This is a genomic window from Flavobacteriales bacterium, assembly GCA_020635395.1.
In the GTDB taxonomy this organism is placed as follows: domain Bacteria; phylum Bacteroidota; class Bacteroidia; order NS11-12g; family UBA9320; genus UBA987.
The window spans coordinates 1-21,729 of the sequence record JACJZV010000003.1; the positions used below are offsets into that span (position 1 = coordinate 1).

Annotated in this window: 22 protein-coding genes; 12 read left to right on the plus strand and 10 right to left on the minus strand. The window is 37.2% G+C overall.

Going from position 1 to position 21,729, the window contains the following annotated elements; translation table 11 throughout:
• Both H6607_09380 and H6607_09385 read left to right on the plus strand, forming a co-directional pair.
• The coding region (locus H6607_09380; GenBank protein MCB9262572.1) for an electron transfer flavoprotein subunit alpha/FixB family protein at nucleotides 1–894 on the plus strand (894 nt) is incomplete at its 5' end.
• Complete coding sequence (locus H6607_09385; protein ID MCB9262573.1) at nucleotides 894–1,499, plus strand: bifunctional nuclease family protein; 606 nt, start codon at nucleotides 894–896, stop codon at nucleotides 1,497–1,499. The genes H6607_09380 and H6607_09385, both read left to right, overlap by 1 nt.
• 9 nt (nucleotides 1,500–1,508) lie before the next feature.
• Here H6607_09385 and H6607_09390 read toward each other — a convergent pair whose 3' ends face one another.
• Nucleotides 1,509–3,419 carry a gliding motility-associated C-terminal domain-containing protein gene (locus tag H6607_09390; protein MCB9262574.1) on the minus strand — a complete coding sequence of 637 codons (1,911 nt, stop codon included), beginning with the start codon at nucleotides 3,417–3,419 and terminating at the stop codon, nucleotides 1,509–1,511.
• Nucleotides 3,420–3,487: 68 nt separating this feature from the next.
• Nucleotides 3,488–4,006: a hypothetical protein gene (locus tag H6607_09395; protein MCB9262575.1), complete on the minus strand. Its 519-nt coding sequence runs from the start codon at nucleotides 4,004–4,006 to the stop codon at nucleotides 3,488–3,490.
• 50 nt (nucleotides 4,007–4,056) lie between these two features.
• On the opposite strand from H6607_09395, the gene H6607_09400 reads away from it, so the two are divergent.
• Entirely contained in the window at nucleotides 4,057–4,530 is a 474-nt protein-coding gene (locus H6607_09400) for a hypothetical protein (GenBank protein MCB9262576.1), read from the plus strand.
• Between the two features lie 5 nt (nucleotides 4,531–4,535).
• Here H6607_09400 and H6607_09405 read toward each other — a convergent pair whose 3' ends face one another.
• Both H6607_09405 and kdsA read right to left on the minus strand, forming a co-directional pair.
• On the minus strand, nucleotides 4,536–5,129 hold the full coding sequence (locus H6607_09405) for a hypothetical protein (protein ID MCB9262577.1): 594 nt from the start codon (nucleotides 5,127–5,129) through the stop codon (nucleotides 4,536–4,538).
• A gap of 47 nt (nucleotides 5,130–5,176) precedes the next feature.
• Nucleotides 5,177–5,935 carry a 3-deoxy-8-phosphooctulonate synthase gene (kdsA, locus tag H6607_09410; GenBank protein ID MCB9262578.1) on the minus strand — a complete coding sequence of 253 codons (759 nt, stop codon included), beginning with the start codon at nucleotides 5,933–5,935 and terminating at the stop codon, nucleotides 5,177–5,179.
• A gap of 163 nt (nucleotides 5,936–6,098) precedes the next feature.
• On the opposite strand from kdsA, the gene H6607_09415 reads away from it, so the two are divergent.
• Together H6607_09415 and H6607_09420 are read left to right on the plus strand one after the other, a co-directional pair.
• A complete protein-coding gene (locus H6607_09415; GenBank protein ID MCB9262579.1) occupies nucleotides 6,099–6,701 on the plus strand; it encodes a T9SS type A sorting domain-containing protein in 603 nt (200 codons plus the stop codon).
• A gap of 38 nt (nucleotides 6,702–6,739) precedes the next feature.
• On the plus strand, nucleotides 6,740–7,549 hold the full coding sequence (locus H6607_09420; GenBank protein MCB9262580.1) for an SDR family oxidoreductase: 810 nt from the start codon (nucleotides 6,740–6,742) through the stop codon (nucleotides 7,547–7,549).
• Nucleotides 7,550–7,568: 19 nt separating this feature from the next.
• On the opposite strand, the gene H6607_09425 is transcribed toward H6607_09420, so the two are convergent.
• Both H6607_09425 and H6607_09430 read right to left on the minus strand, forming a co-directional pair.
• On the minus strand, nucleotides 7,569–8,528 hold the full coding sequence (locus tag H6607_09425; GenBank protein MCB9262581.1) for a hypothetical protein: 960 nt from the start codon (nucleotides 8,526–8,528) through the stop codon (nucleotides 7,569–7,571).
• A gap of 38 nt (nucleotides 8,529–8,566) precedes the next feature.
• Complete coding sequence (locus H6607_09430) at nucleotides 8,567–9,742, minus strand: thiolase family protein (GenBank protein ID MCB9262582.1); 1,176 nt, start codon at nucleotides 9,740–9,742, stop codon at nucleotides 8,567–8,569.
• A 138-nt stretch (nucleotides 9,743–9,880) separates the two neighbouring features.
• On the opposite strand from H6607_09430, the gene H6607_09435 reads away from it, so the two are divergent.
• Nucleotides 9,881–10,696 (plus strand): methyltransferase domain-containing protein, encoded by an 816-nt coding sequence (locus H6607_09435; protein ID MCB9262583.1) that lies wholly within the window; start codon nucleotides 9,881–9,883, stop codon nucleotides 10,694–10,696.
• Nucleotides 10,697–10,779: 83 nt separating this feature from the next.
• On the plus strand, nucleotides 10,780–11,433 hold the full coding sequence (locus tag H6607_09440; protein MCB9262584.1) for a 2-phosphosulfolactate phosphatase: 654 nt from the start codon (nucleotides 10,780–10,782) through the stop codon (nucleotides 11,431–11,433).
• Here H6607_09440 and H6607_09445 read toward each other — a convergent pair.
• The 3 genes from H6607_09445 to H6607_09455 all read right to left on the minus strand — a co-directional run bounded on the left by H6607_09445 (nucleotide 11,430) and on the right by H6607_09455 (nucleotide 17,048).
• Nucleotides 11,430–13,934 carry a carboxypeptidase-like regulatory domain-containing protein gene (locus H6607_09445; GenBank protein ID MCB9262585.1) on the minus strand — a complete coding sequence of 835 codons (2,505 nt, stop codon included), beginning with the start codon at nucleotides 13,932–13,934 and terminating at the stop codon, nucleotides 11,430–11,432. The genes H6607_09440 and H6607_09445 overlap by 4 nt on opposite strands.
• 87 nt (nucleotides 13,935–14,021) lie before the next feature.
• A complete protein-coding gene (locus tag H6607_09450) occupies nucleotides 14,022–15,410 on the minus strand; it encodes an MBL fold metallo-hydrolase (protein ID MCB9262586.1) in 1,389 nt (462 codons plus the stop codon).
• Nucleotides 15,411–15,632: 222 nt separating this feature from the next.
• Nucleotides 15,633–17,048 carry a serine hydrolase gene (locus H6607_09455; protein ID MCB9262587.1) on the minus strand — a complete coding sequence of 472 codons (1,416 nt, stop codon included), beginning with the start codon at nucleotides 17,046–17,048 and terminating at the stop codon, nucleotides 15,633–15,635.
• A 501-nt stretch (nucleotides 17,049–17,549) separates the two neighbouring features.
• Here H6607_09455 and H6607_09460 point away from each other — a divergent pair.
• From H6607_09460 to H6607_09480, 5 genes are all read left to right on the plus strand, one after another.
• A complete protein-coding gene (locus H6607_09460; GenBank protein ID MCB9262588.1) occupies nucleotides 17,550–17,849 on the plus strand; it encodes a hypothetical protein in 300 nt (99 codons plus the stop codon).
• A gap of 130 nt (nucleotides 17,850–17,979) precedes the next feature.
• Nucleotides 17,980–18,456 carry a hypothetical protein gene (locus tag H6607_09465; GenBank protein ID MCB9262589.1) on the plus strand — a complete coding sequence of 159 codons (477 nt, stop codon included), beginning with the start codon at nucleotides 17,980–17,982 and terminating at the stop codon, nucleotides 18,454–18,456.
• Between the two features lie 235 nt (nucleotides 18,457–18,691).
• Nucleotides 18,692–19,156, plus strand: a complete 465-nt coding sequence (locus H6607_09470) for a hypothetical protein (protein MCB9262590.1) — start codon at nucleotides 18,692–18,694, stop codon at nucleotides 19,154–19,156.
• Nucleotides 19,157–19,858: 702 nt separating this feature from the next.
• Nucleotides 19,859–20,137: a transposase gene (locus H6607_09475; GenBank protein ID MCB9262591.1), complete on the plus strand. Its 279-nt coding sequence runs from the start codon at nucleotides 19,859–19,861 to the stop codon at nucleotides 20,135–20,137.
• Complete coding sequence (locus tag H6607_09480) at nucleotides 20,134–21,003, plus strand: IS3 family transposase (protein MCB9262592.1); 870 nt, start codon at nucleotides 20,134–20,136, stop codon at nucleotides 21,001–21,003. Before H6607_09475 ends, H6607_09480 begins: the two co-directional genes overlap by 4 nt.
• Nucleotides 21,004–21,350: 347 nt before the next feature.
• Here the strand turns inward: H6607_09480 and H6607_09485 are convergent, their stop codons facing one another.
• A complete protein-coding gene (locus H6607_09485; protein MCB9262593.1) occupies nucleotides 21,351–21,710 on the minus strand; it encodes a hypothetical protein in 360 nt (119 codons plus the stop codon).
• Nucleotides 21,711–21,729: the final 19 nt, after the last annotated feature.

Consider the following 21,729-nt stretch of genomic DNA (forward strand, 5'->3'; position numbering starts at 1 on the left):
CTGACCTATGGGGCTGATTTGGCCGGTAAACTTTCTACTAAATGTGGTGGCATTTGCATTGGCAGCATTTCTGAAAATTTGGGAAAATACGGGGCTGACAAAACTATTTGTGTCTCAGGAAATGGGTTAGAATCTTTCACTCCCGAAACTTACAGTTTTGTAATAAGCGAAATTGCGAAACAACAAAATGCCTCGGTCGTTATTTTCTCTGGTTCATATACCGGAAAAAGCATTGCCCCTCAAGTAGCCATTAAATTGAATGCTTCTTTGAGTACGGGTGTGGTTGCTTTGCCCGACACCAGTCAAGGATTTGCTGTTCGAAAATCGTGTTTTTCAAATAAAGCTTTTACCGGCGTTAGCCATCATGCAGATGTAAAGGTAATTAGCATTATACCCAACTCTTATGAAATAAAATCATTTGACAAAAATGCCGAGGTAAGCCAACTAAATATGGATGCCACTTCAAGCATAAAATCAAAATCACTTAAAGTTGATAAGGTTCAAGGCAAGATTCCTTTAACTGAGGCCGAGTTGGTAGTATCTGCCGGACGAGGAATGAAAGGCCCCGAAAATTGGGGGATGATTGAAGAATTGGCCGACATACTGGGTGCAGCAACTGCCTGCTCTAAACCAGTAGCTGATATGGATTGGAGACCGCACAACGAACATGTTGGGCAGACAGGTATTTCTATTAAACCGAATTTGTATATTGCCGTTGGTATTTCAGGTGCCATTCAGCATTTAGCTGGAGTCAGCAGTAGCAAAGTTATTTGCGTAATTAATACCGACCCTGAAGCTCCATTTTTTAAAGCTGCCGACTATGGCATCGTTGGGGATGCGTTTGAGGTACTTCCAAAACTAATTGAAAGAGCAAAACAGCTAAAAGCTGAATAATGAACAAGGTACAACTGGAAATATCTGGTTTAGTATCTGGACACACCAGCAAGCAAACCACATACACCTTGATTTTGGGTGAGGTGGGTGGCAATAGACGTATTCCTGTTGTTATTGGAGCATTTGAAGCTCAAGCCATTGCCTTGGTTTTGGAAGACATAAAACCCCAAAGACCCCTAACCCACGATTTGTTTAAAAACTTGGCCGATAGCTTTGATATTGACGTTTTGCAGATATTCATTTCCAATTTAATTGAAGGTGTATTTTACGCCAAAGTGGTGTGTCTTAAAGAAAATCAGGAAATAGAAATTGATGCCAGAACCAGTGATGCCGTGGCATTAGCCGTTCGATTTAATTGCCCAATTTTTACCACTCCACAGATATTGGATGCTGTGGGCATTGAACCCCAGCAAACCGAAGATGAAAAACCTGGAAGACCCGAAGATTCGGATGATTTTGACTTTATGAAAGATATTGTTGAGAGTGACGATTATTCGGGTTTGGATATATCAGATTTAGAAATTTTACTAAACGAAGCCCTTCAGGACGAAGATTATTCAAAGGCGGCACAAATAAGGGATGAAATTAAACGCCGTAAAAAGTAATCTTTGGTTTTAATCACCAATTAATGTGATAGTTACACTCCGGTTGTCAATTTCTTCTTCGCCTTTAAAGTATTTGATGATGCCAAAATAGGTTCCAGAGGCACATATTTTCCCGTTGTATTTTCCGTCCCAACAATCAAAGTCATTTTTTTCATTTGTAAACATCAATTCTCCCCATCGGTTATAAATCCATATCACGGCCTTCACACATTCAAAACTGTCGTTTCCAAAAAAATAGCAATCATTTGAATAATCTTGATTTGGTGTAAAAACATTGTACGTAGTTGGCTCAAATTCAAATTTTTCAATTTCCCATTTTATTTGGTTTGTTTTGGGTTTATAAAAAAAACAATGACCGGCCGTTCTTGAATCTTTTGCTATCAGCGAAACATCGTATATCTTTCCGGCAGTTAAATTTTCAAGAAATACAGAACCAAAATTTTCGTAATTATCTTGAAAACCTGAAATATTCCAATTCCAATTTTCTTTGAAATCATCCTTCTTATTCAAAAAAATTCCTGTTGAATCGCACGTGTTAATAACTTCAAAATCAAAATCGAACTCAAAGGTATCAATAGGTTGAATAAACAATTTCTTGGTAATTGAATCTTCCGAAAGACAATACACCGAGTCAACAATTTTTAGAGTAATATTTCTTTCACCCGTTTCATCCGGGACAAAACGTTTGAAATTGAAATTGTGCATTTCGCCGTAGCCAACATCCCAAAACCAGTCTGGAGTTTCGGTTCCCATTTTGGTAATAAAAGCTGTGTCGCCAAGGCAAATAGTATCTGGGGTAATATCAAAATCAGCATACAGTGTTTTTCTACTTTTTATGGTAATATTTTGCGTAATACTGTCAATACAATTCAAGTTTTTAGCCACCAATTTAATTTGATAAACTCCCGACTGCGAAAAAGAAATTTCGGGGCTGTCTTCAACAGAAGTATCACAACCTTGCGTTGGATTGGTAATTGTCCAATGATATGAGTTTGCGTTTTGGCTGGTGTTTTTAAGAAATAAAATGCTATCCATGCAAATTGTTTCCGGAATCTTAAAATCTGCCTCTAACGTAAAATTACATTGCAATACGTTGAACTGGTAGTCCCGCAATGTTTCGCCAATTTTTACACCATTTCTATATTCGCTTACCCTTATTCCAACCACGTATTGGCCTTCTGCATCTGGTTTAACTGTAAGTATCCCTGTTTTAGAATCAATTTTCAATTTTTCCGTTCCACCCATTAGGTCTCCCAAATGATAGGCAGTTTTGTAAACAACATTTTGATAGTGAGGAGCATCGGGTGTAGTAGGCCGCGGAATAGTATTGGAAGCACCTAAAAATGGAATGTATAAATCATAGACTAAAGAATCTCCGTCTTTGTCGAAAGCGGAATGGTCAAAGATTAATTTGGCATCGTTGCAGAGAAAATTCGGTGGATTGTCTTTAAAAACCGGATTACTGTTTACTTCCACCACGGCGGGAATTTCTGCAAAAATGGTCATACCGGTTGAAAGTGGATCTATAAGGTTTGTGATAGTGGAGTTTCTACAGCATCGCTGAAATGTAACCACTAAACCATCTGACCCTATAGAAATTTTGTCTTCAAATGTATAAAGGTATTTATCTACACAAGCATTGCTTGGTGGTTGAATGCACAGATAGTTCAATTTTGAAACACGCTCGGGGTCGCTTCGCGTTACCTCCACCGTTTTGATTAAATCTTTTGTTTTTGCATTAAAAAAGCCAAAAAAAGCCGTTTTATCATCCGAAATGGCCCCGGCATTGCCATGAACACAGTCGATGTAATAAACGAAAGTAAACCGGAATGAATCTTTTGCAAGGTATTCGTAATAGAACTCTCCGCCCATTATATGGGTGGCAGATGCCCAAAACCATGAGCTTAAAGCAACTGCCACACACAAATAACGAATTCTTGCTTTCACATTCTTTTAGACGCTTGATTTACTTAAGGAGTTGCACCAAATTATTTTTTTACCATTACAAACTGAACCAAATCGTTGTTGCTTGCACCACCGTTAATATATTCACACATAGCTGTAACGTTGTTATTACCAGTAGTGTAATACCCTGAAACCCTTGTGGTTTGTCCAGTAACATTTAAAATTGGTCTTCCTTTTAGCTCTCCAAATCCATCAACTTCCTGTTGGGGAATATCAAAAGTATATCCGTCACTTACCTTTACAAGATTAGCACCCGACATAAATTTTGTTAAACCGTCTTTTCTGAAATCGAACATTGTTTTATCTGTGGAGTTGGCATAAACTTTTAAGTTCATGCTACCACTTCCTTTTTTATCGCCGCTTACCGCATCAAAAACTTCATACGTACAGGTATATTCTCCCACTATCACGTCTCTAATATCTGTCGTATTGTTGTTTCCATCATCCACCACTGGTTCATCTTTGCATGATTGAATACCTAAAGCAAACAGCATAAATGCTGCAATCCAAATGTTTTTCATATACTTTTCTCTTTTAGGCAAATTTAAAATAAAATACTAATTTTGAAACGTAGTAGTATTAACATGTCGCTGTGAGTAAACTTTTATATTCAGTAGCATTTTTTTTGTTGGCTTCTTGTTCAGCAACCATATCGCCTGACTTGAACGGTGATTGGATTATTGGAGATTGGGTAAGAATTTCTGACCAGGATAGTGTTGTGCTGGTGGAATCTTGGCAAAAAACAGACAATGGTTTTAAAGCCACCGAAAAAGTATCTTCAAATGGAGAGTGTTCAATAACCGAAATAATGGAACTTGTGAAACAAAAGAATGGTTGGGTGTTTATTGCTCATCCAAAAGAAAATGCAACTCCAACAAAATTTAAAGTTGTTGAGGCTTCAAAAAATTCTTTTGTATGCATCAATGAGCAACATGACTTTCCGAAATGTATAGAGTATCGCCTTTCGGGCAATACTCTATTTGCATTTATCGGAAATGACAAGAATGAGAATGGTAAAACCTTTATCTTTACTCGTCAAAATAACAATCTTACTCTGTCAGAATAAGAGGTTTAAATCATTCCAAGTAGATACAGAATAAATATAATTAGAACAACCAAAATTAATACTCCAAACAGCGGTCCTAAAAGTTCTCTTAATAAATAGATTAGCAACAGAACTAAGAGTACAACCAAAATTATGTAAATTAGGTTAGAAGAATCACCCTTTGATTTTTTAGATTCTGTAATTGATTTGATTTTATTTACTTTTTTGTTTACCTTGTTCTGCACCACTTTGTTGCCAAAATCTTTGACATTTGCAATGGGAGATTTTTTCGTTTGAGTGGATGTTTTGGTAACTTCAATGTCTTCTGACTTAGCGTTTTGGATACCATTTTCCAACTCTTTTACCGAAACATTTTTTGATTCTGCTTGATTAAGATCTAAAACCTTGTCAACCTTTTCAGCCAACACTTCATCCTGAGGTTTTTCAACATTTTTCACATCGACATTTGGTTTTACATAATGCGAGGATTTGTTAGAAGCCACTGCTTCTTTTTTGTTTTTTTGCAAAAAACGCGTACCTGTTAGATGCCCATATTGACGAGAACAACTCGACAAAACGACCATAACAATCAAACCTAGAATTTTAATAGAATTTCTCATAACATAAATTTTTATAATACAAATATTGAAATAAAAAGCACTTACCCCTATAAAGTGGCTACTTTTAATTTTAACAGTTTTTCCATCAAAGGTTCGAATTGATTTAATGGCAGCATGTTGGCTCCATCTGATTTTGCCTCAGACGGATTAGGGTGAGTCTCGACAAACAACCCGTCTGCACCAACGGCAATGGCCGCTTTTGCAATGGTTTCTATCAATTCTGGCTTACCGCCAGTTACCCCACTACCTGCATTGGGTTGTTGCAAACTATGGGTAATGTCCATTACTACCGGTTTACCAAAGTTTTTCATTTCTGTGATGTTTCTGAAATCCACAATTAAATCGCCATACCCAAACATATTGCCTCGTTCTGTCAGCAATACGTTCTGATTTCCACTCTGCAAAACCTTGTCTAATGCATATTTCATGGCAGAAGATGACGCAAATTGACCCTTTTTTATGTTCACTACTTTTCCGGTTTTGGCTGCGGCCACCAACAAATCCGTTTGTCGAAATAAAAAGGCTGGAATTTGGAGTACATCCACATATTTAGCAGCCATTTCGGCTTCATCACTTTCATGTATGTCGGTAACAGTAGGTATATCAAGCTCCTCCCCTATTTTTTGTAAAATTGTCAATGCTTCAATATCACCTATACCTGTAAAACTATCTAATCTTGAGCGGTTTGCCTTTCTATAAGAACCTTTAAAAATAAATGGGATACCAAGTTTTTGGCAACTATTTTTTAAACTTTTGGCAATTTCAAACGCCATTTCTTTACCCTCAATGGCACATGGCCCGGCCATCACAAAAAACTTTGCAGGGTTGGGTGTAAAAATTTCGGATATTATCTTTGAACTGTTCAAAACAAAAACTTTAGGGGGCAATAATACGTTGCTTAATTATGTTTGCGGCGAAATTTTTATCAGGAATGACTGATAAGGCCGACTAAGTTGGAACATTTGGTGTATGAAACGAATTTTAATTATTGTTCTGGCAATTTGTAAAAGTCTATATTCTTTTGCTCAAATAGATGCTTATTTAATTGATTATGGAATTAATGAACAAAATGAACATGTAATTATTCACTGGCGTACAAGTGCGGGATTTACGTGCGAGGACATAAAGGTAGAACACGGTTTGGATTCTAATATGCTAAGGTCTATTTATATCTATCCTGGCATTTGCGGGGCCGATACAACAGAAGAAAGTTATGCCTACACGGTTGGCTCCGACTTTATATACAATGTTCCAAACTATTTTAGAATAAACTTGGGCAAATACGGGGTATCAAAAATTTTACAAATTACCGTGGTTTCGCTTGATTCGGTGGCATTAAAATTATTTCCAAACCCTATTACTGAAAGTAGCACTTTGTTTTTCGAAAACTACTCAAACGAAACAGCAACCATTCAGATTAAAAATGTCATAGGAAAAATTATTTTACCTGATATTCAAACAAAGAAAAACAGCATAAAACTGAACGAACTAAATCAATTGCCAGCGGGCATTTATCGGTTAGATTTATATCTGAACCGAAAAACATCAGGCATTATTTTTATCGTGCTCTAAAAGTTTTTTATAACATTGCACCATAAAATTTTGACATTATGGGAAATCAACTTTTGGCAGGTAAAAAAGGAATCATATTTGGTGCGTTGGATGAAAATTCGATTGCTTGGAAAGTGGCTGAGCAATGCCATGAGGCTGGTGCGGAGTTTATCTTAACCAATGCCCCCATAGCCATGCGAATGGGAGCAATAAACAATTTGGCCGAAAAAACAGGTTCGGATATTGTTGCATGTGACGTAACCAGCGATGAAGATATGAACAACCTGATAGACGCAGCTATGGCAAAATTCGGGAAAGTGGATTTTATACTTCACTCTGTGGGCATGAGTTTGAATATCCGAAAGAAAAAAGCCTACACCGACTCCAACTACGATTTTATGCACAAAACTTTTGATATCAGTGCTATGAGCTTGCACAGATTGTTGCAAACCTGCTATCAAAAAGATGCGATAAACGAATGGGGTTCCGTAGTGGCACTTACTTATATAGCGGCTCAACGGACATTCCCAGATTATGGCGAAATGGCCGAAAGCAAATCGCTTTTAGAATCGTTTGCAAGAAGTTTTGGTTACCATTATGGTGTGAAACGAAAAGTGAGAATAAACACCATTTCACAATCGCCCACCATGACCACTGCGGGATCGGGTGTTGGTGGTTTTAATGCCTTTATTGATTATGCCAACAAAATGTCTCCATTGGGCAATGCAACGGCAGATGATTGTGCATCCTATTGTGTGGCTTTATTTTCTGATTTGACTCGAAAAGTAACGATGCAAAACCTTTTCCACGATGGCGGCTACAGCTTTGTAGGTGTTAGTGAAGAGGTCATGTCGAAGTTTGGGGAGTAAATATATACGTTCGTTTTAATTAAAACGCTTCTTTCTTTTTTCGTTTTAGAAAACTAAAAAAGCCTTTTTTCTTCTTTTGATAGTCTTTTCCTTCGGTGCCGTTGGGGGGGCGTAAGTCGAAGGTATGTTCTGCTTCATCATCAAACAATTCGCGGTTTTGCAATTGCCAAAAGCCTTTTACAAACGACATATAACTGTATGTTCCATCCGGCAAATAATATTGGTAACGCCCTTTAAGCATTTCGTTTTGCGGAGAAAGGTTTTCAAAAACGATGTGATTTTTTTCTTTATCGTAACGGCAAGGAATGGTTGCCCTTTCAGCAAACGTAAAAATCATCCGACTTTTATAGTCATCTACTTCATCTTCAAAAATGGGTAAGCCAAAATAGGGTGTATTGCTTTCGTCAAAAGCCAATACATCTACAATTTTTTTATTGATAAACTCATTGTCGCCATCCCAGCCAAAAAGCAGGTAGTAATCTTTTTTCTTGTAGCTGTAATGATAAATTTGATAATACAATGCTCCTACCCAATGTCGGCAGTCAACCGTAGAATAATCAACGTCTTTTATGTAATCTGAACTATCATAAAGCCCATGCAAAATCAACGAATCGGAGTTATTCATTTGGATGGCCCCAAAATACATAAACCTACTACTGTCTAAAAGCAAATTCCAGGTAAATAATCTGAATTTTTCATCGTCAGGTTTTAAAATAGAAACCGTGTTGATGAGTGTAAAGTTGTAATTGAAACTACCCGGAACGGCCAATGCTTTTTTGAGTGTTTGCACAAAATAGTAGCAACTGGTTGCCCGTTCGTTTTGGTCGGCTCCATTGATAATGCGATGGCTCAGCCCTTCTAATTGATATTCGTAATTTCGGATAGAATCGAAATAGGTAGTGTCCACCTCTTTGGCCTTTGATTGCAAAAACCAAGGGCATATAAGTAAACCCAGTGTGATAAATCGTTTTCGAGCCATTTTTATGTATTAACTCAAAAGCTGTGCTTCATAGTATTTTATACTTGCAAAACCATTGCATTGGCTCCGCCGCCGCCATTGCATATTCCGGCAGCCCCTATTTTACCGCCCTTATGTTTTAAAGCATGAATAAGTGTAACCAAAATACGGGCTCCGCTTGCCCCTAATGGATGACCCAAAGAAATAGCTCCGCCATTTACATTCACTTTGCTTTCATCTAATTTCAAAATGCGGTTGTTGGCAAGGCTTACCACGCTAAATGCTTCGTTTATTTCAAATAAATCAACCGAATCTATGCTGCATCCTGCTCTGCCCAAAGCAATAGGCAATGCTTTTGAAGGTGCGGTTGTAAACCATTCAGGAGCCTGACCGGCATCGGCAAAACTTAATATTTTGGCCAACGGCTTTAAACCCAACGATTCCATTTTTGATTTACTCATCAACACCAATGCAGCCGCTCCATCATTCATTGTGCTTGAATTGGCGGCGGTAATGGTTCCATCTTTAATAAAAGCAGGTTTTAATGAAGGGATTTTATCAAAGAAAACATTTTTATATTCCTCATCTTCAGTAACCAAAAGAGGATCTCCTTTTCGTTGAGGCACTTCTACACCAACTATTTCTTCGTTAAAACGTCCGTTTTGCCAAGCATCAGCTGATTTTTTGTAAGATTTTATGGCAAATTCATCTTGCTCTTCTCTGGTAATGTTCATCTCGGCTGCTGTGTTTTCCGCAGCATTACCCATCATATAGTCGTTGTAAACATCTTTTAAACCATCGTGCAATACGCCATCAATAATTTTTACATCACCAAATTTATATCCTTTTCGAGAGTTCATAAGATAATGTGGCACAAGACTCATGTTCTCCATTCCTCCGGCTACCACACATTCATTGTGCCCCAACATGATGCTTTGAGCTGCCAACATTACTGACTTCATACCACTTGAGCATACCTTGTTTACGGTGGTGCAAGCCACTTCATAAGGCAAACCGGCAAAAATGGCTGCCTGTCTGGCAGGTGCCTGCCCTTCTCCGGCCTGTAACACATTGCCCATAAAAACTTCGTTCACTTCATTGGGGTTAATACCGGCTTTTTCTAAGGCTCCTTTAATGGCGGTGGCTCCCAATTTTGTTGCAGGTATATCGCTAAAAACCCCATTAAAACTTCCCATTGGGGTTCGTACAGCAGATACTATATATACTTCGTTCATTTTTTAAATTTAAGCGGCGAAAATAGTTTTTATTGCCGACTTAACTTTGTGCGATTTGTTCTAAAGGGTGTTAAAAACTTTTTGGGTATGAGAATTTAAAGCCTCAAAAAGCATGTACTTTTGATTCTATATTATCGTATGTCGAAATATCAAGATTACATTTTAGGAACAGATGCCGACGAACTTTTCAGGTTGGGTTTGCAGCATCAGGTATGGGCAAAAGAGGTTCAAGAAGCCTATAGCAAAGCTGGCTTTCGTTCGGGGCAAACACTTTTAGATTTGGGCTGTGGCCCAGGGTTTTGCACCAAAGAAATGGCTTTTATTGTTGGCAAATTGGGCAGGGTTGTGGCAGTTGATAAGTCGGCTGAATATTTAAAATTTGTTGACAAAATTGCTCAGCAGTATGGGTTGAATATTGAAACGATTCATTCCGATTTCAATGAACTTCAACTGACCGAAAATAGTATCGACGGCATTTTTTGCCGATGGGCAATGGCTTGGATAAACAATATTCCGGAAGTTTTGACCAAACTAAAACCAAGTTTGAAGTTGGGAGCTACGCTTGTTTTTCATGAATATTTTCAATGGGATACCCACCAAATGGTGCCATCATTGCCTGGTTTGGCCAAAGGCATTGCTGCCGCTTTAAAAAGTTTTAAAAGTGAAACCGGAGAAATAGATGCCGGAAAACTCCTGCCAAAAATGCTGATGGATTTGAATTTTGAAATTGTTTCCATCAAACTGATGCCCAAAATAGGCCGCCCAGGTGATTTGGTTTGGCAATGGCCCGTTTCGTTTTATAAAATCTATTTTCCAAAATTAGTGGCTGCCGGTCTTTTGTTGGAAGATGAAATGAGAGCTGTGCTGCGTGATATTGAAATTTTAGAAAATACGCCAGAAACACTTTTGTGCTGCCCGCTCATGACCGAAATAATTGCCCGAAAAATCGACTAAAAGCCATTTGATTTTAGCAATATTGCACTATGCAAAGAAACATCGACATTATTTTATCACCACTACTACAGCCTCTTTTTGATATGAAAAATAAGACCGTGGTGGTGATTGATGTATTGCGTGCTACATCCACCATTTGTGCGGCTCTGAATAATGGAGCAACTTCGGTTATTCCGGTAGTTTCGGTGGATGAGGCTTTGCAATTTGATAAAGATATTTTTTTGATTGCGGGCGAAAGAAACGGACAAAAAGCCGAAGGTTTTGATTTTGGAAACTCACCATCAGAATACGCCCGAGAAATGGTGCTTGGAAAAGAAGTTGTGCTAACCACCACCAACGGCACCAAATGTATTCATGCATCGATGGATGCCTCTGAAATATTGGTGGGCTCATTTTATAATCTATCTGCCACTGCTGAATACTTAAAAAAGTGCGATAGTGATGTACTCCTATTTTGCTCTGGTTGGAAAAATGCCGTAAATATTGAAGACACCCTTTTTGCCGGCTATTTGGTAAGCATGTTAAAAAGTCATTTTAGCTATGATTCCGATGTAGTTGAAATTGCCCTCGACATGGTAAAAAATTCAAAAACGAACCTATTGCACTATTTGTCGAAAGCCAGTCATGCCAAGCGTTTTGACCGATTAGGTTTTGGTGATAATACGGAACTTTGTATGCGGTTTGACGAGCATCCGGTGGTAGTAAAATATCAAGATGGTAAATTGAAAATAACCTAATACCTCCATAGCCAACTTCCCAAATCTAAAAAATCGAAACCAAATTTTACCCTCTGAGTTATTCCTGTCTCGGTATTTAGGCCATTTACATAATATACCCCAAATCGAAACATCTGCTGCCCTAATCTAAACGGACGCTCCAAGCCTACAATTAATTCGGTATTCAACAAATTCACTTCTTCCAAATAAAGAATGTTTGTGCCAATTGCTGTTTGAATTTTTGTTTTTTTCAATATAGGAACCTTATTGAGCAATGCACCATTAAAATGGTGCATCATACCCATCAAAATATAGGCTTTAGACGTGTTATAGCCAGTATCTACAATGGTTTGAGCGGTTTTTAGCGGGTTTGAAAATGAGAATCTATCAGAACCTCTAAAGTATTTTAAATTAGAAATTCGCACTGCATTGTTATTCAAAAACCTACCTGCTTGGCCATAAGCCATAGTTTGTCCAACTTTAAATAATTTAAAATTATACCCGCTTTGAGCCTCTATAAAATCGTAATTTACATCGCTTCCTAACATTGGTTTTATCCCTTTTTCATAATGAAGATTTACAATTGGATATTTTGAGCCTTTGATGATTTTTTCATGGGGCAACATTTCATACCGCTGTCTAAAAGTAATTCGGGTATTTATGTCGAGCACCATTTCTTGAAAAGGTTCAAAATCTTGTGGTTTTGAAACATTTGGAAAATACTTTTTCCATTCATCAAAAACCTCGCCCTTGTATGGACTAAATGTGTTGTAATCCAAATAAATACGCGAAAAAATACCGTTTATCCACTCCCGCTCATAGCCAATGCCGTAGCCATTGTTTTGGGCATAGTTTCTGGGGCTAAGATACTCCTTTATACTGGTGCTGGTGTTTACCATAGTATATTGGTTGGCATAATAAAGTCTAACTCTCGAAAACGTTTTTGGGTCGTATAAATATCGGGTTCCAATGCTTCCTTTTACTGTTTTATTCGTAAGCCCATAGCTGATACCACCACTTAATTCTATCTGTTTGGCATTTTTCCAATTTTTGGTAAACGACCCTGAAACCTCCGGTCGCCAGCCATCCACATAATTAATCGACAGCAATGCCCCTGTAATTGGAGAAATATACCATCGAGTACCTTTTTGACTGTTTCTATGCACAATGCCGTAAATCAAAAAATCCCAGATATTCAAATCATTTATGGTGCTGTCTTTTTTTAGTAAATACTCCATGCTATTGTGATATTGCACAATGCTATCCTGCGTATGCACAAAGTTTTGCTCAAGAGGTTTGAGACCTATCGGTCGTATGCTATCCCAATAATTTGAACTCATATCCATGCTTTCCTCCTCAAAAACGACCTCCCCTTCATTCATAAATCGGGCAGATATTTTTGTATCAAAATCATAATCAGAATAGGTGGCATACGTGTGGCCGTAGTTGGCTTTTGTTTTACTGGTGTGGCTCTCGTAGTAAAACTCTTGTCGGGTAATAATCAATTGATTATCCTTTGTAAAATCGTAGTCTTGTATAACCCTAAAATTATTGAAATACATCAACGCGGTTGGGTTAATTTCCAGTTCAACAGATTTTAAGGTTTTTGTTGTTTTCGATATATAAATAACTCCAGTAAATAAGGCGGCATCTTTATTTTTGGGTGTAACCCTTATTTTTCCAATAAAATCACCCGAAACATCGTAAAACGTTTCTACTTGTTTAAATCGATAAACCGAAAAAGCATTGTCGCTTATGGGAGAGGTAATGGGCATTTGACTCAACACGGGCAACTGCATCAAATTTTGGAGAAAATCAAAGTTTCCTTCCGAAATTCTGGTAAAGAATAAATCGTTACTTTCTGTTTTGCGGGCAGCAGTAGGGTCTTTCTCCCCCATCGAAAAACCAAAGGCTACTGATTTTGAGCCATCGTAGATACGTTGGTTTTCTGAAAAATTTCTATATGCCTTTTTTACCTCTTTTGTTCGATTGTATGCTTTATAAATATCGGAGTATGATTCAATAAAATTGACCTTTTCTCGTGTGGTTAAATCCGGGTTTGTGCTGTCAGATTTTTTTAAGTCTTCGTTTTCGAGTGAAACTTTTAAATACAACCTGCATTTGAACATTTCTTCTCTATTTAGACTGTCCTTTTTGGCAATTACCGAGCGTAAAAGCCCATAAGCCGGGTCTTCTGAGTTGGCGTCAATGGTTGTGGTGGAAAGTAAATTTTGCGACTCCACCATGCTAAAATTTAGATATTCAATATTACCTGAAACGGTAATGGTTCTTTCGATGGATTCCATACCAATAAATTCGCACAAAACCGTATAGTTTCCGGCTTCCAATTGCAAAAAGTATTCTCCTTTTCCGTTGGTGGCCACGCCGTATGTTGTGCCTTTAATATGCACCGCCGCTCCTGGCAATGGTTGATCATCAAAGGTAACTTTACCCGATATTTGGTAGGCTTTTAGCTGACCAGCAAGCAAGCCCAAAAGAAGAACGAGTATATTTTTTTTCATACATCCAACACTTTTGTCATTGATACGGGCAAGATGAAAAATAGTTTCACAATCCAAATTTCTTATTCGACAAGAAAGTGAATTATATTAGACAAAAGTATGTTCCTCGCCTCTGGCCGGTATTTCTATTTGTGTAAAATGAGGTTGTAAAACGGTTTTAAATGTGGCTAAAGAGTCTTTATCTCCATGGGCTAAAAAAACTTTTTTTAGATTTTGAGAACCGGATAAAACATTCTGAAAATATTGGGTTAAACCAATTTGATCGGGATGTGCAGAAAAAACATCCGTCGATTCGATTTTGGCATATACATCCCGTATTTTGTTGTTGGCTTTTACCGTTTTTTTGCCCGCCAAAAGCTCGGCTCCCAAAGTTCCCTCAGTACAATATCCGGCTATTAAAATTGTACACATAGGGTTTTGAAGATTATCGGCAATATGCTTTTGAATGCGGCCTCCATCTAACATACCCGATGATGAAACAATGATGCTGGGCTTGTAGTGTCGATTCATTATTTCTTCATCTTCCTTGTCCTCTACAATCAATAGGTCTTTAAAACGAAATAAATCACCATATTTTTGGGCAAAATCTTTGGCTTCTTCATTAAAATACTCCGCAAAATCCTCGTGAATATTTCCACTTGAAATACCCAAAGGACTATCCGTAAATACCTGAATTGCGGGTAGTTTTGCCTCTCTAAAAATACGATTGAGGGTAAACAAGATGGCCTGTGTTCTACCAACGCTAAACGCTGGAATAATTAGTCTGCCCGGCTGTTCAATACATGTTTTTTTTATGTAATGAATCAAACAATCTTCCGGCGAACGTGGGTCTCTGTGCAGCCGAGAACCATAAGTTCCTTCCATAATTAGGTAATTTAGGTTTATCATGGGTTGTGGTTTCATAATAATTTTAGCATCGTTCTTTCCAAGATCACCAGTAAATCCAACTCTAATTTCTTCCCCCTTTTCTACTATGCTAAAAACAATGCTGGAAGCTCCTAAAATATGACCAGCAGGCACCAACTCAACCCTCATATTTTCTCTGATAGAGAAGGGCTTATTAAACTTTAAGGTAACCATACTTTGCACCACATCCATTACCTGTTTGTGGCCAAAAAGGCGTTTGGCTCCGGTTTTTTTATTCTTTTTTCCGGAAGTTCTTTTGGCCTCAATATTTGCCGAATCCATCAACAAAATATCCGACAATCTCCATGTGGGTTCCGTACACAAAATTTTGCCCTCATAGCCTCGGGCAAATAGCGTTGGCAAATTGCCAGAGTGGTCTATATGAGCATGGGTTAAAACCACTAAATCAATATCTTGTGGGTCGAACGGAAATTTGGCATTTTCTTCTCGTGCTACATCTTTTTCATAGTTTAATCCACAGTCTATCAATATGTTATAGCCATCTGTTAATGTCAGCAAATACATACTGCCCGTTACCTGTTGTGCCGCACCATAAAACGCTATTCTCATACCAGCGGCAAAGGAACACAAATTTTAAAGATTTACGTTTTTAATTTGTTTGTGAGAAAAGTTGACTGCAAATTTTCTGGAATACTGAAAATAACTTTATCCATGAATAAAATTTTCAATGCATTCCAATGAGGAGTAAAACAAAATGTATTTTTAATTTTATTTACCCGCTCCGCTTAAAAGAAGCAGGTGTCGTAATCCAAAATGTTAAGTCAATTAAAATTAGTGTGTTAACACTACTTTCTTAAAGACGAGAGAATCGGTTTGGGGGCTGCTTATTTTTAACAAATAAATACCCTCGTTTTGACCGGAAAGATTTATTGATATCTGAGCATCCATCATTTCATCAAAGGAGCTATTCATCACTTCATTTCCCAACATATCATATACCTGAATGTTTGGAGACTTAAAAACCCCTTCTGGCAAATCCACAGTAAAGTATCCCGAAGATGGATTGGGGTAAACGTCCGTACGTTGGCTGTAGTCTATTGCAGGAATTTCGGCATATTGCCAATTATCAAGCAAGATTTTATACAATTGAAGAACTACCAACTCGGTGTAATTATTTTTCAAACTATCTTGATTTGATAAAACGGTAATATACACCTTTCTGCTGGTATCAACCAAATTAGAATTAATTTGCCCAAGCCACGTGCCTCCATGAGAAAATACCGTGTTTCCGAGGTAATTATCCTTAAATATACCCAATCCATACCCCACCGAACGACCTGAAGAAATTGGTATAAAGTTAAGCATTTCATTATTTAATGTTTGGTTTGAAATAATTCTGCCCTCAAAAAGACTTCTCCAAAACTTAATATTGTCTGATGCTGTTGAAACAATGGCTCCAGCCGAGTTGGGAATACTGTTTATTGCATTCGGTAAAATATCATTGTCGCTGTAATTTCCGATGTCGTCCAGATATCCATTTCCAGAAAGGTCAGACCAAAAGTGGGCATACGGTTTATCTACAGTTTCATAAGGCGGGTAAAATGTAGATTTGAGTTGCAATGGATCGATAATTTCTTTTCTGATTATTTTATAACAGGGTTCGCCCGATAGTTTTTCAATGAGCAAGCCAAGCACAAGATAATTTGTATTGCAATAATCAAACTTCGAGCCTGCTGCAAAAACTGGTTCTCCAACATAATTTGTCAAAATTTCATCAATAGTCCAAATTTTTGTTAAATCCTCACTTGCATCTTCCCAAAATGTAGAAGTCAAATAATAATTCAGCCCACTTGTATGATTCAGTAATTGCCTGATTTTAATGGATGTAGGGATATTGGCATACGTTGAAATCCATTTTCCGATGGTATCATCAAGACTAAGCTCGTCACGCTCTACCATTTTAAGAATTGTGGCACTCACAAATGTCTTGGTGTTGCTACCCACACCGATTAACATATTTGGATTTAGCGGCTCATTTTCAGAGGAAATACCAACGGCAGAAACCCACGGGTTTGCATTGTCAATGGTAACGGCAACTGATAATCCTTTAAAACCATAAGATTTTTGCATACTCTCTAATTTATCCTGTAACAAAGTATTTAATTTTGGTGAAAGCTGGGCATAACTTTGAGAAGTTAAACCTTGTAAAAATAAAACGATGAAAATAAACTTAGTAAAATGCTTCATGCTACAGATACGAAGGTAGGTTCGAAAGGTTACAAAGCCATTTAAAAAGTTTTTTTCGGGTTTCTTATTCACTCTAAAAATCTGTGTGGTTCAATGGTTCCTTTTAGCATTCAGCTTCCCCGTTACCCCACCCAAAAACAAAAACACTTTCACATCTTTTTAAGAAGTCGGTAGATAAATACTTATGATGAAATCTAATACAAAGGGAATAATGGAATGCTGCAGGATGATGAGGTAAAAAGAGAATGCAATTCTTTAGAATTTGGTGTGGCTCGTCGCTGATAACAAAAACAAAAAAAAAGATAAGGTCACGATGGCATCGGGACTTTATAAACACAGTGCTGGCATACAAACAATCTGCCCGACTAAGTTTGCAGAGTTTGTTTAAATTTGTCCTCAGAGTTACTCAATTGAGTGACTCTGACGTTACATTGAGAGGAACGAAATTTTCGGTCATCAACGTCCCTTAGCAGGAGACGTTGATGGAGATAAAAATTGATTTTGAACATTCATGACATTGAGGTAGTATTGAATCATGAAAGATATCATGGGGAAAACCATTGCGAATCTGAACCAAGTGGAAAAGATTCTGATGTCGAACATGGTGACGGAGGAATGGTTAATCATTTGAATGCGTTTTATTATTCAATTACGAATGGCGATTCATGGTCTATAGTTTCAGAAAATTTTAGGAAGGATTATAATGAAAAAATAAAAAGTTGTACTTTGAACATAAACGATCCTGCAATTAGGCTAAAACAAGAACAAAGAACTAAAGGCTTGCTTTATGAAACAAAATAGCGGACAATGGAAAAATAAAAGCAACACAATTTTTTTGTCGGGCATATTTTTTTTCTTATTTTTTGCTAGTTGTCATAGTAATACTTATAGGGAATGTAAGGAATCTAATTTATACTGGAACTCTATTGCAATGGTGGAACGCATAAATTTTTCGAGTGATTTGAATGGGGCAAAATTTAATGACTCTATTTATTTTTCACTAATTGTCTCTTGGGATAGTATTTGCATTCCAGATTGCATTGCAGATGTGCCAAATAGTACTTTTTACAACTCACCTTTTCAAAATGATATTTTAATTGTTAATGGAGACTCTTTGAATTTGATTACGGTTGTATCTTCAAAGAATAGGATGTCTAACTATGTAGAATTGCGTATTCCAACTTATTCATGTCTTAAATCGGACACGGAAACGATGAAACTATACTGTAACAATATTATGAATCATGGCGAGCTTTTACACATGGAATCATATGGCAAGCTGAAAGAGATATCAAAAAGTACTTCTTTCGACATTTTGTACATAAGAAGTGCCTTTGAACATGATTTTTTCGAGATTAAAACATTTCCTCCATGGGAGAAGTTTCCGAAGTTTATTACTTTCGAATAAATAGTGGGCAATTAACACAGGAGTACGAGGTGATTCGACGCGGCGAACAAAACATAAAAACAAGAAATTACGGCATCCCGATAGCTATCGGGATAACGAACACAAAATTCAAGGGCATAAAAATACAAAATATTGAAAAACAGTACATTAGCTAATTCAAATGTTCGATATAAGGATACAAGGGGCTACTTCTTAAGGTGCCCACTAAAAAGAAAACCGTTGTAAAATAATTAGTATGAAAACGATTATTTATTTATTTATTTTTTGCTTGACTTTGTCATGTGCCTCAAACAATCAAAAGATGAAAGATGAAACATCTAATAATGAGATTATTAAAGTAAAACCAAAAGTTAAGCAAGAGGGTGATTTTCTCTTCACTAAGGGTAAGAAGAAGACAGAAGAAGACATAAATTTAATAATAGATAAGTCTGGCTTTAATTGCTCACAATTTAAGGGAAAATATGCTGTATTTAAACTATACATAGACACTTCTGGTAATTTCACCAACATTAGGTTATCTGGTGAAAGTATAAATAATCAAAGCATTCTAAGATCTTTTGAAGAGTATATAGTCGATCAAGGCACTTACAACATTGCTTTTTTGGTTGACGCCGAATTGTACATACAGGAGTATTTGGTGTATATTAATTTCTTTAATAACTGTTCTGAGGTAACAGTTTCCTACGACTTTGGTGGGTAGTGTTTCAGATTTGTTGACGGGCTTTGTTGGGTAATGTGGTAATGTTTCAAACATGTTGATGGACTTCCTTTTCGAGGTTAATTGATTGAAAATCAATATGGAGTGCACCCGGCAATTAACATGAGGTACAGGATTAGAATACAAAACATAAAAACAAGAAATGAAAGCATCCCGATAGCTATCTTGACTTTATAAAGGCAGGCATTACATACAAACAACCTGTCCGACTAAGTTTGCAGAGTTTGTTTAAATTTGTCATCAGAGTCACTCAATTGAGTGACTCTGATGTATAAAAATAGAGGTGTAATATAATTGGACACGAGCTGAACGTTTACAACAGTGGAGAATGTTTGCACCAGCTGGGGTTTAGGAATCAAAAACTGCAAGGCTATACCTAAGAAAATCATGGATTATCGGGAAATTATATTGATTATCTCCGATTTTCGTTAAAACTCAAGATTTAACTTATGATAGTAGTTTACTAAAATGAAATATAAATTCGCAACACTCTTTATTCTTAGTACTCTATTTTTCGAGTGTAACAATCATTCTAATAAGGAAATTAATCTACTGGAAGAAATTGACGATGATACGTCAGTTCTCTGCATAACACATAGGCTCTCATATGAAAACGAGGCGGTTGAACTATAGTACTCCCCAAAAAAAGGACAATTCAAAAGATTAATAAATTTGAATTGGAAAATGAGCAAAAAGCGTAGAAAATTTAGTTCGGGATTTAAGGCCAAAGTGGTCATTGAAGCCCTTCAAGAACGTCAGACATTGCAAGAACTGGCCAGTAAGTATGAGCTGCATAGCACCCAGATTGTATCTTGGAAAAAGGAGTTTTTGGAGAATGCCTCGGAAGTATTTGAGTCAAAGTCGACCAAAGAAAAAGGGTCTGAAGACACCGAGAAATTGTACAACAAAATCGGTCATATGCAAATGCAGATTGATTTTTTAAAGAAAGTCTTGGGCAAATGAGTTTGACAGAAAAACGGCAGCGAGCTGTACAAACGCGTTCAAGACTACCCTTAATGGAGCGTTGCAAATTAATGGGCATCAATAGATCTGGTGTTTATTACAAGCCCAAGATAACCAGTGCATTAAACGAGCAGTTGATGCGAACCATAGACCAATGTTTTATGGCACATCCATACTATGGTGTGGCTCGAATGACGACCTATCTCAAAGAAGACTTGGGTTATCAAATCAACGAAAAACGTGTTCGCAGACTATATCGTCAAATGCGTCTAAAAACCATTTATGCCAAGCCCAAAACCACCCTTAGAGACAAGGCAAACTGTCATTATCCCTATCTGCTTGGTGGACTCAAAGTAGAACACCCAAACCACGTTTGGCAAACAGATATAACGTATATTCCAATGTTTAGAGGCCATATGTTTATGGCAGCTATCATTGATGTGTATAGCAGAAAAATAGTGGGCTGGAGTCTGTCTAACACGATGACCGCACAGTGGTGTGCAGACTTGCTCACAGATACCATAAAACTACACGGAAAACCTCACATTCACAACTCCGATCAAGGCTCGCAATACACCAGCGAAATTTATCTAAACATTCTAAAACAAAACAACATACAAATCTCTATGGACGGCAAAGGAAGGGCTACAGACAACATTTACATCGAACGTTTTTGGCGTTCATTAAAGCAAGAAAAAATCTATCTAAACCCTCCCAACGGGGGCTTGGAATTATACCAACAAATCAACCAATACATCCAATTTTACAACACAAAAAGAAGGCATAGCTCTATAGGGAATTTAACCCCATTACAGAAATATTTTAACCCAAATAAATCAGAAAAAGTTAATTATAAGTACCTTTGATTTTGTCCTAACTTTGGGGTGTAGTTAATTTGTTGTATTTATTTTGTAATTAAATTGCAAATAAATCTCATCCAAAACATCGAGTTTTGGATGAGATTTGATGCGTAAATTTTGCTCTCGGATTTTTAAATTTTTATAGTTGGTTTAACAAAATTATCTTGCCTCTCTCCTATCAAAAATCCTCGTGCAAAATTGCATCGGTTCCCTTCCCTATCTGCTTTGACTCAAAATTTTCGCCAAAGGCAAGATAGCAAGTCCATCCGTAGACGCTAATGAACTTGCGATCTTGTCGGGGAGCTTCCCCGAACCCCTGAATTGATATTTGTATTTTTGAGAAAGTGCCCGACCTACCAGCTTGTTCGGTATTCCCCCCAACCTGTAGTTCCGCTCAATTTACATTCCATTCTATCAGCGGAATTGCCGGTATTAAAAACCCAAATTTGATCAGACCCTGTTCCACTAAAGTGAATCTTCATGGTATCAGAATTATTTATCCATTCCCATGTTCCGAACCCGTTGTTCAACCCATAAGTACCATTCGAATTGAAGTAATGATCTACAGTTTGCGATTGATTAATCCAATATTTATTAAGCAACAATTCCTTATTTAACACAGGAGTTGTGTCATCGGTAGTTACCGGATCATCTTTGCACCCTGCCAATATCAGCAAGGCAAAACTTGCAACTAAAATTAGTGTTTTTTTCATATCTAACATTTTTTCAAAA

Coding starts and splice junctions, on each gene's coding strand:
- H6607_09385 (MCB9262573.1), top strand. CDS start 894: ATGAACAAGGTACAACTGGAAATATCTGGTTTAGTATCTGGACACACC.
- H6607_09405 (MCB9262577.1), bottom strand. CDS start 5,129: ATGAGAAATTCTATTAAAATTCTAGGTTTGATTGTTATGGTCGTTTTG.
- kdsA (MCB9262578.1), bottom strand. CDS start 5,935: ATGGCCGGGCCATGTGCCATTGAGGGTAAAGAAATGGCGTTTGAAATT.
- H6607_09415 (MCB9262579.1), top strand. CDS start 6,099: ATGAAACGAATTTTAATTATTGTTCTGGCAATTTGTAAAAGTCTATAT.
- H6607_09420 (MCB9262580.1), top strand. CDS start 6,740: ATGGGAAATCAACTTTTGGCAGGTAAAAAAGGAATCATATTTGGTGCG.
- H6607_09425 (MCB9262581.1), bottom strand. CDS start 8,528: ATGGCTCGAAAACGATTTATCACACTGGGTTTACTTATATGCCCTTGG.
- H6607_09430 (MCB9262582.1), bottom strand. CDS start 9,742: ATGAACGAAGTATATATAGTATCTGCTGTACGAACCCCAATGGGAAGT.
- H6607_09435 (MCB9262583.1), top strand. CDS start 9,881: ATGTCGAAATATCAAGATTACATTTTAGGAACAGATGCCGACGAACTT.
- H6607_09440 (MCB9262584.1), top strand. CDS start 10,780: ATGAAAAATAAGACCGTGGTGGTGATTGATGTATTGCGTGCTACATCC.
- H6607_09445 (MCB9262585.1), bottom strand. CDS start 13,934: ATGAAAAAAAATATACTCGTTCTTCTTTTGGGCTTGCTTGCTGGTCAG.
- H6607_09450 (MCB9262586.1), bottom strand. CDS start 15,410: ATGAGAATAGCGTTTTATGGTGCGGCACAACAGGTAACGGGCAGTATG.
- H6607_09455 (MCB9262587.1), bottom strand. CDS start 17,048: ATGAAGCATTTTACTAAGTTTATTTTCATCGTTTTATTTTTACAAGGT.
- H6607_09465 (MCB9262589.1), top strand. CDS start 17,980: ATGGTGGAACGCATAAATTTTTCGAGTGATTTGAATGGGGCAAAATTT.
- H6607_09470 (MCB9262590.1), top strand. CDS start 18,692: ATGAAAACGATTATTTATTTATTTATTTTTTGCTTGACTTTGTCATGT.
- H6607_09475 (MCB9262591.1), top strand. CDS start 19,859: ATGAGCAAAAAGCGTAGAAAATTTAGTTCGGGATTTAAGGCCAAAGTG.
- H6607_09480 (MCB9262592.1), top strand. CDS start 20,134: ATGAGTTTGACAGAAAAACGGCAGCGAGCTGTACAAACGCGTTCAAGA.
- H6607_09485 (MCB9262593.1), bottom strand. CDS start 21,710: ATGAAAAAAACACTAATTTTAGTTGCAAGTTTTGCCTTGCTGATATTG.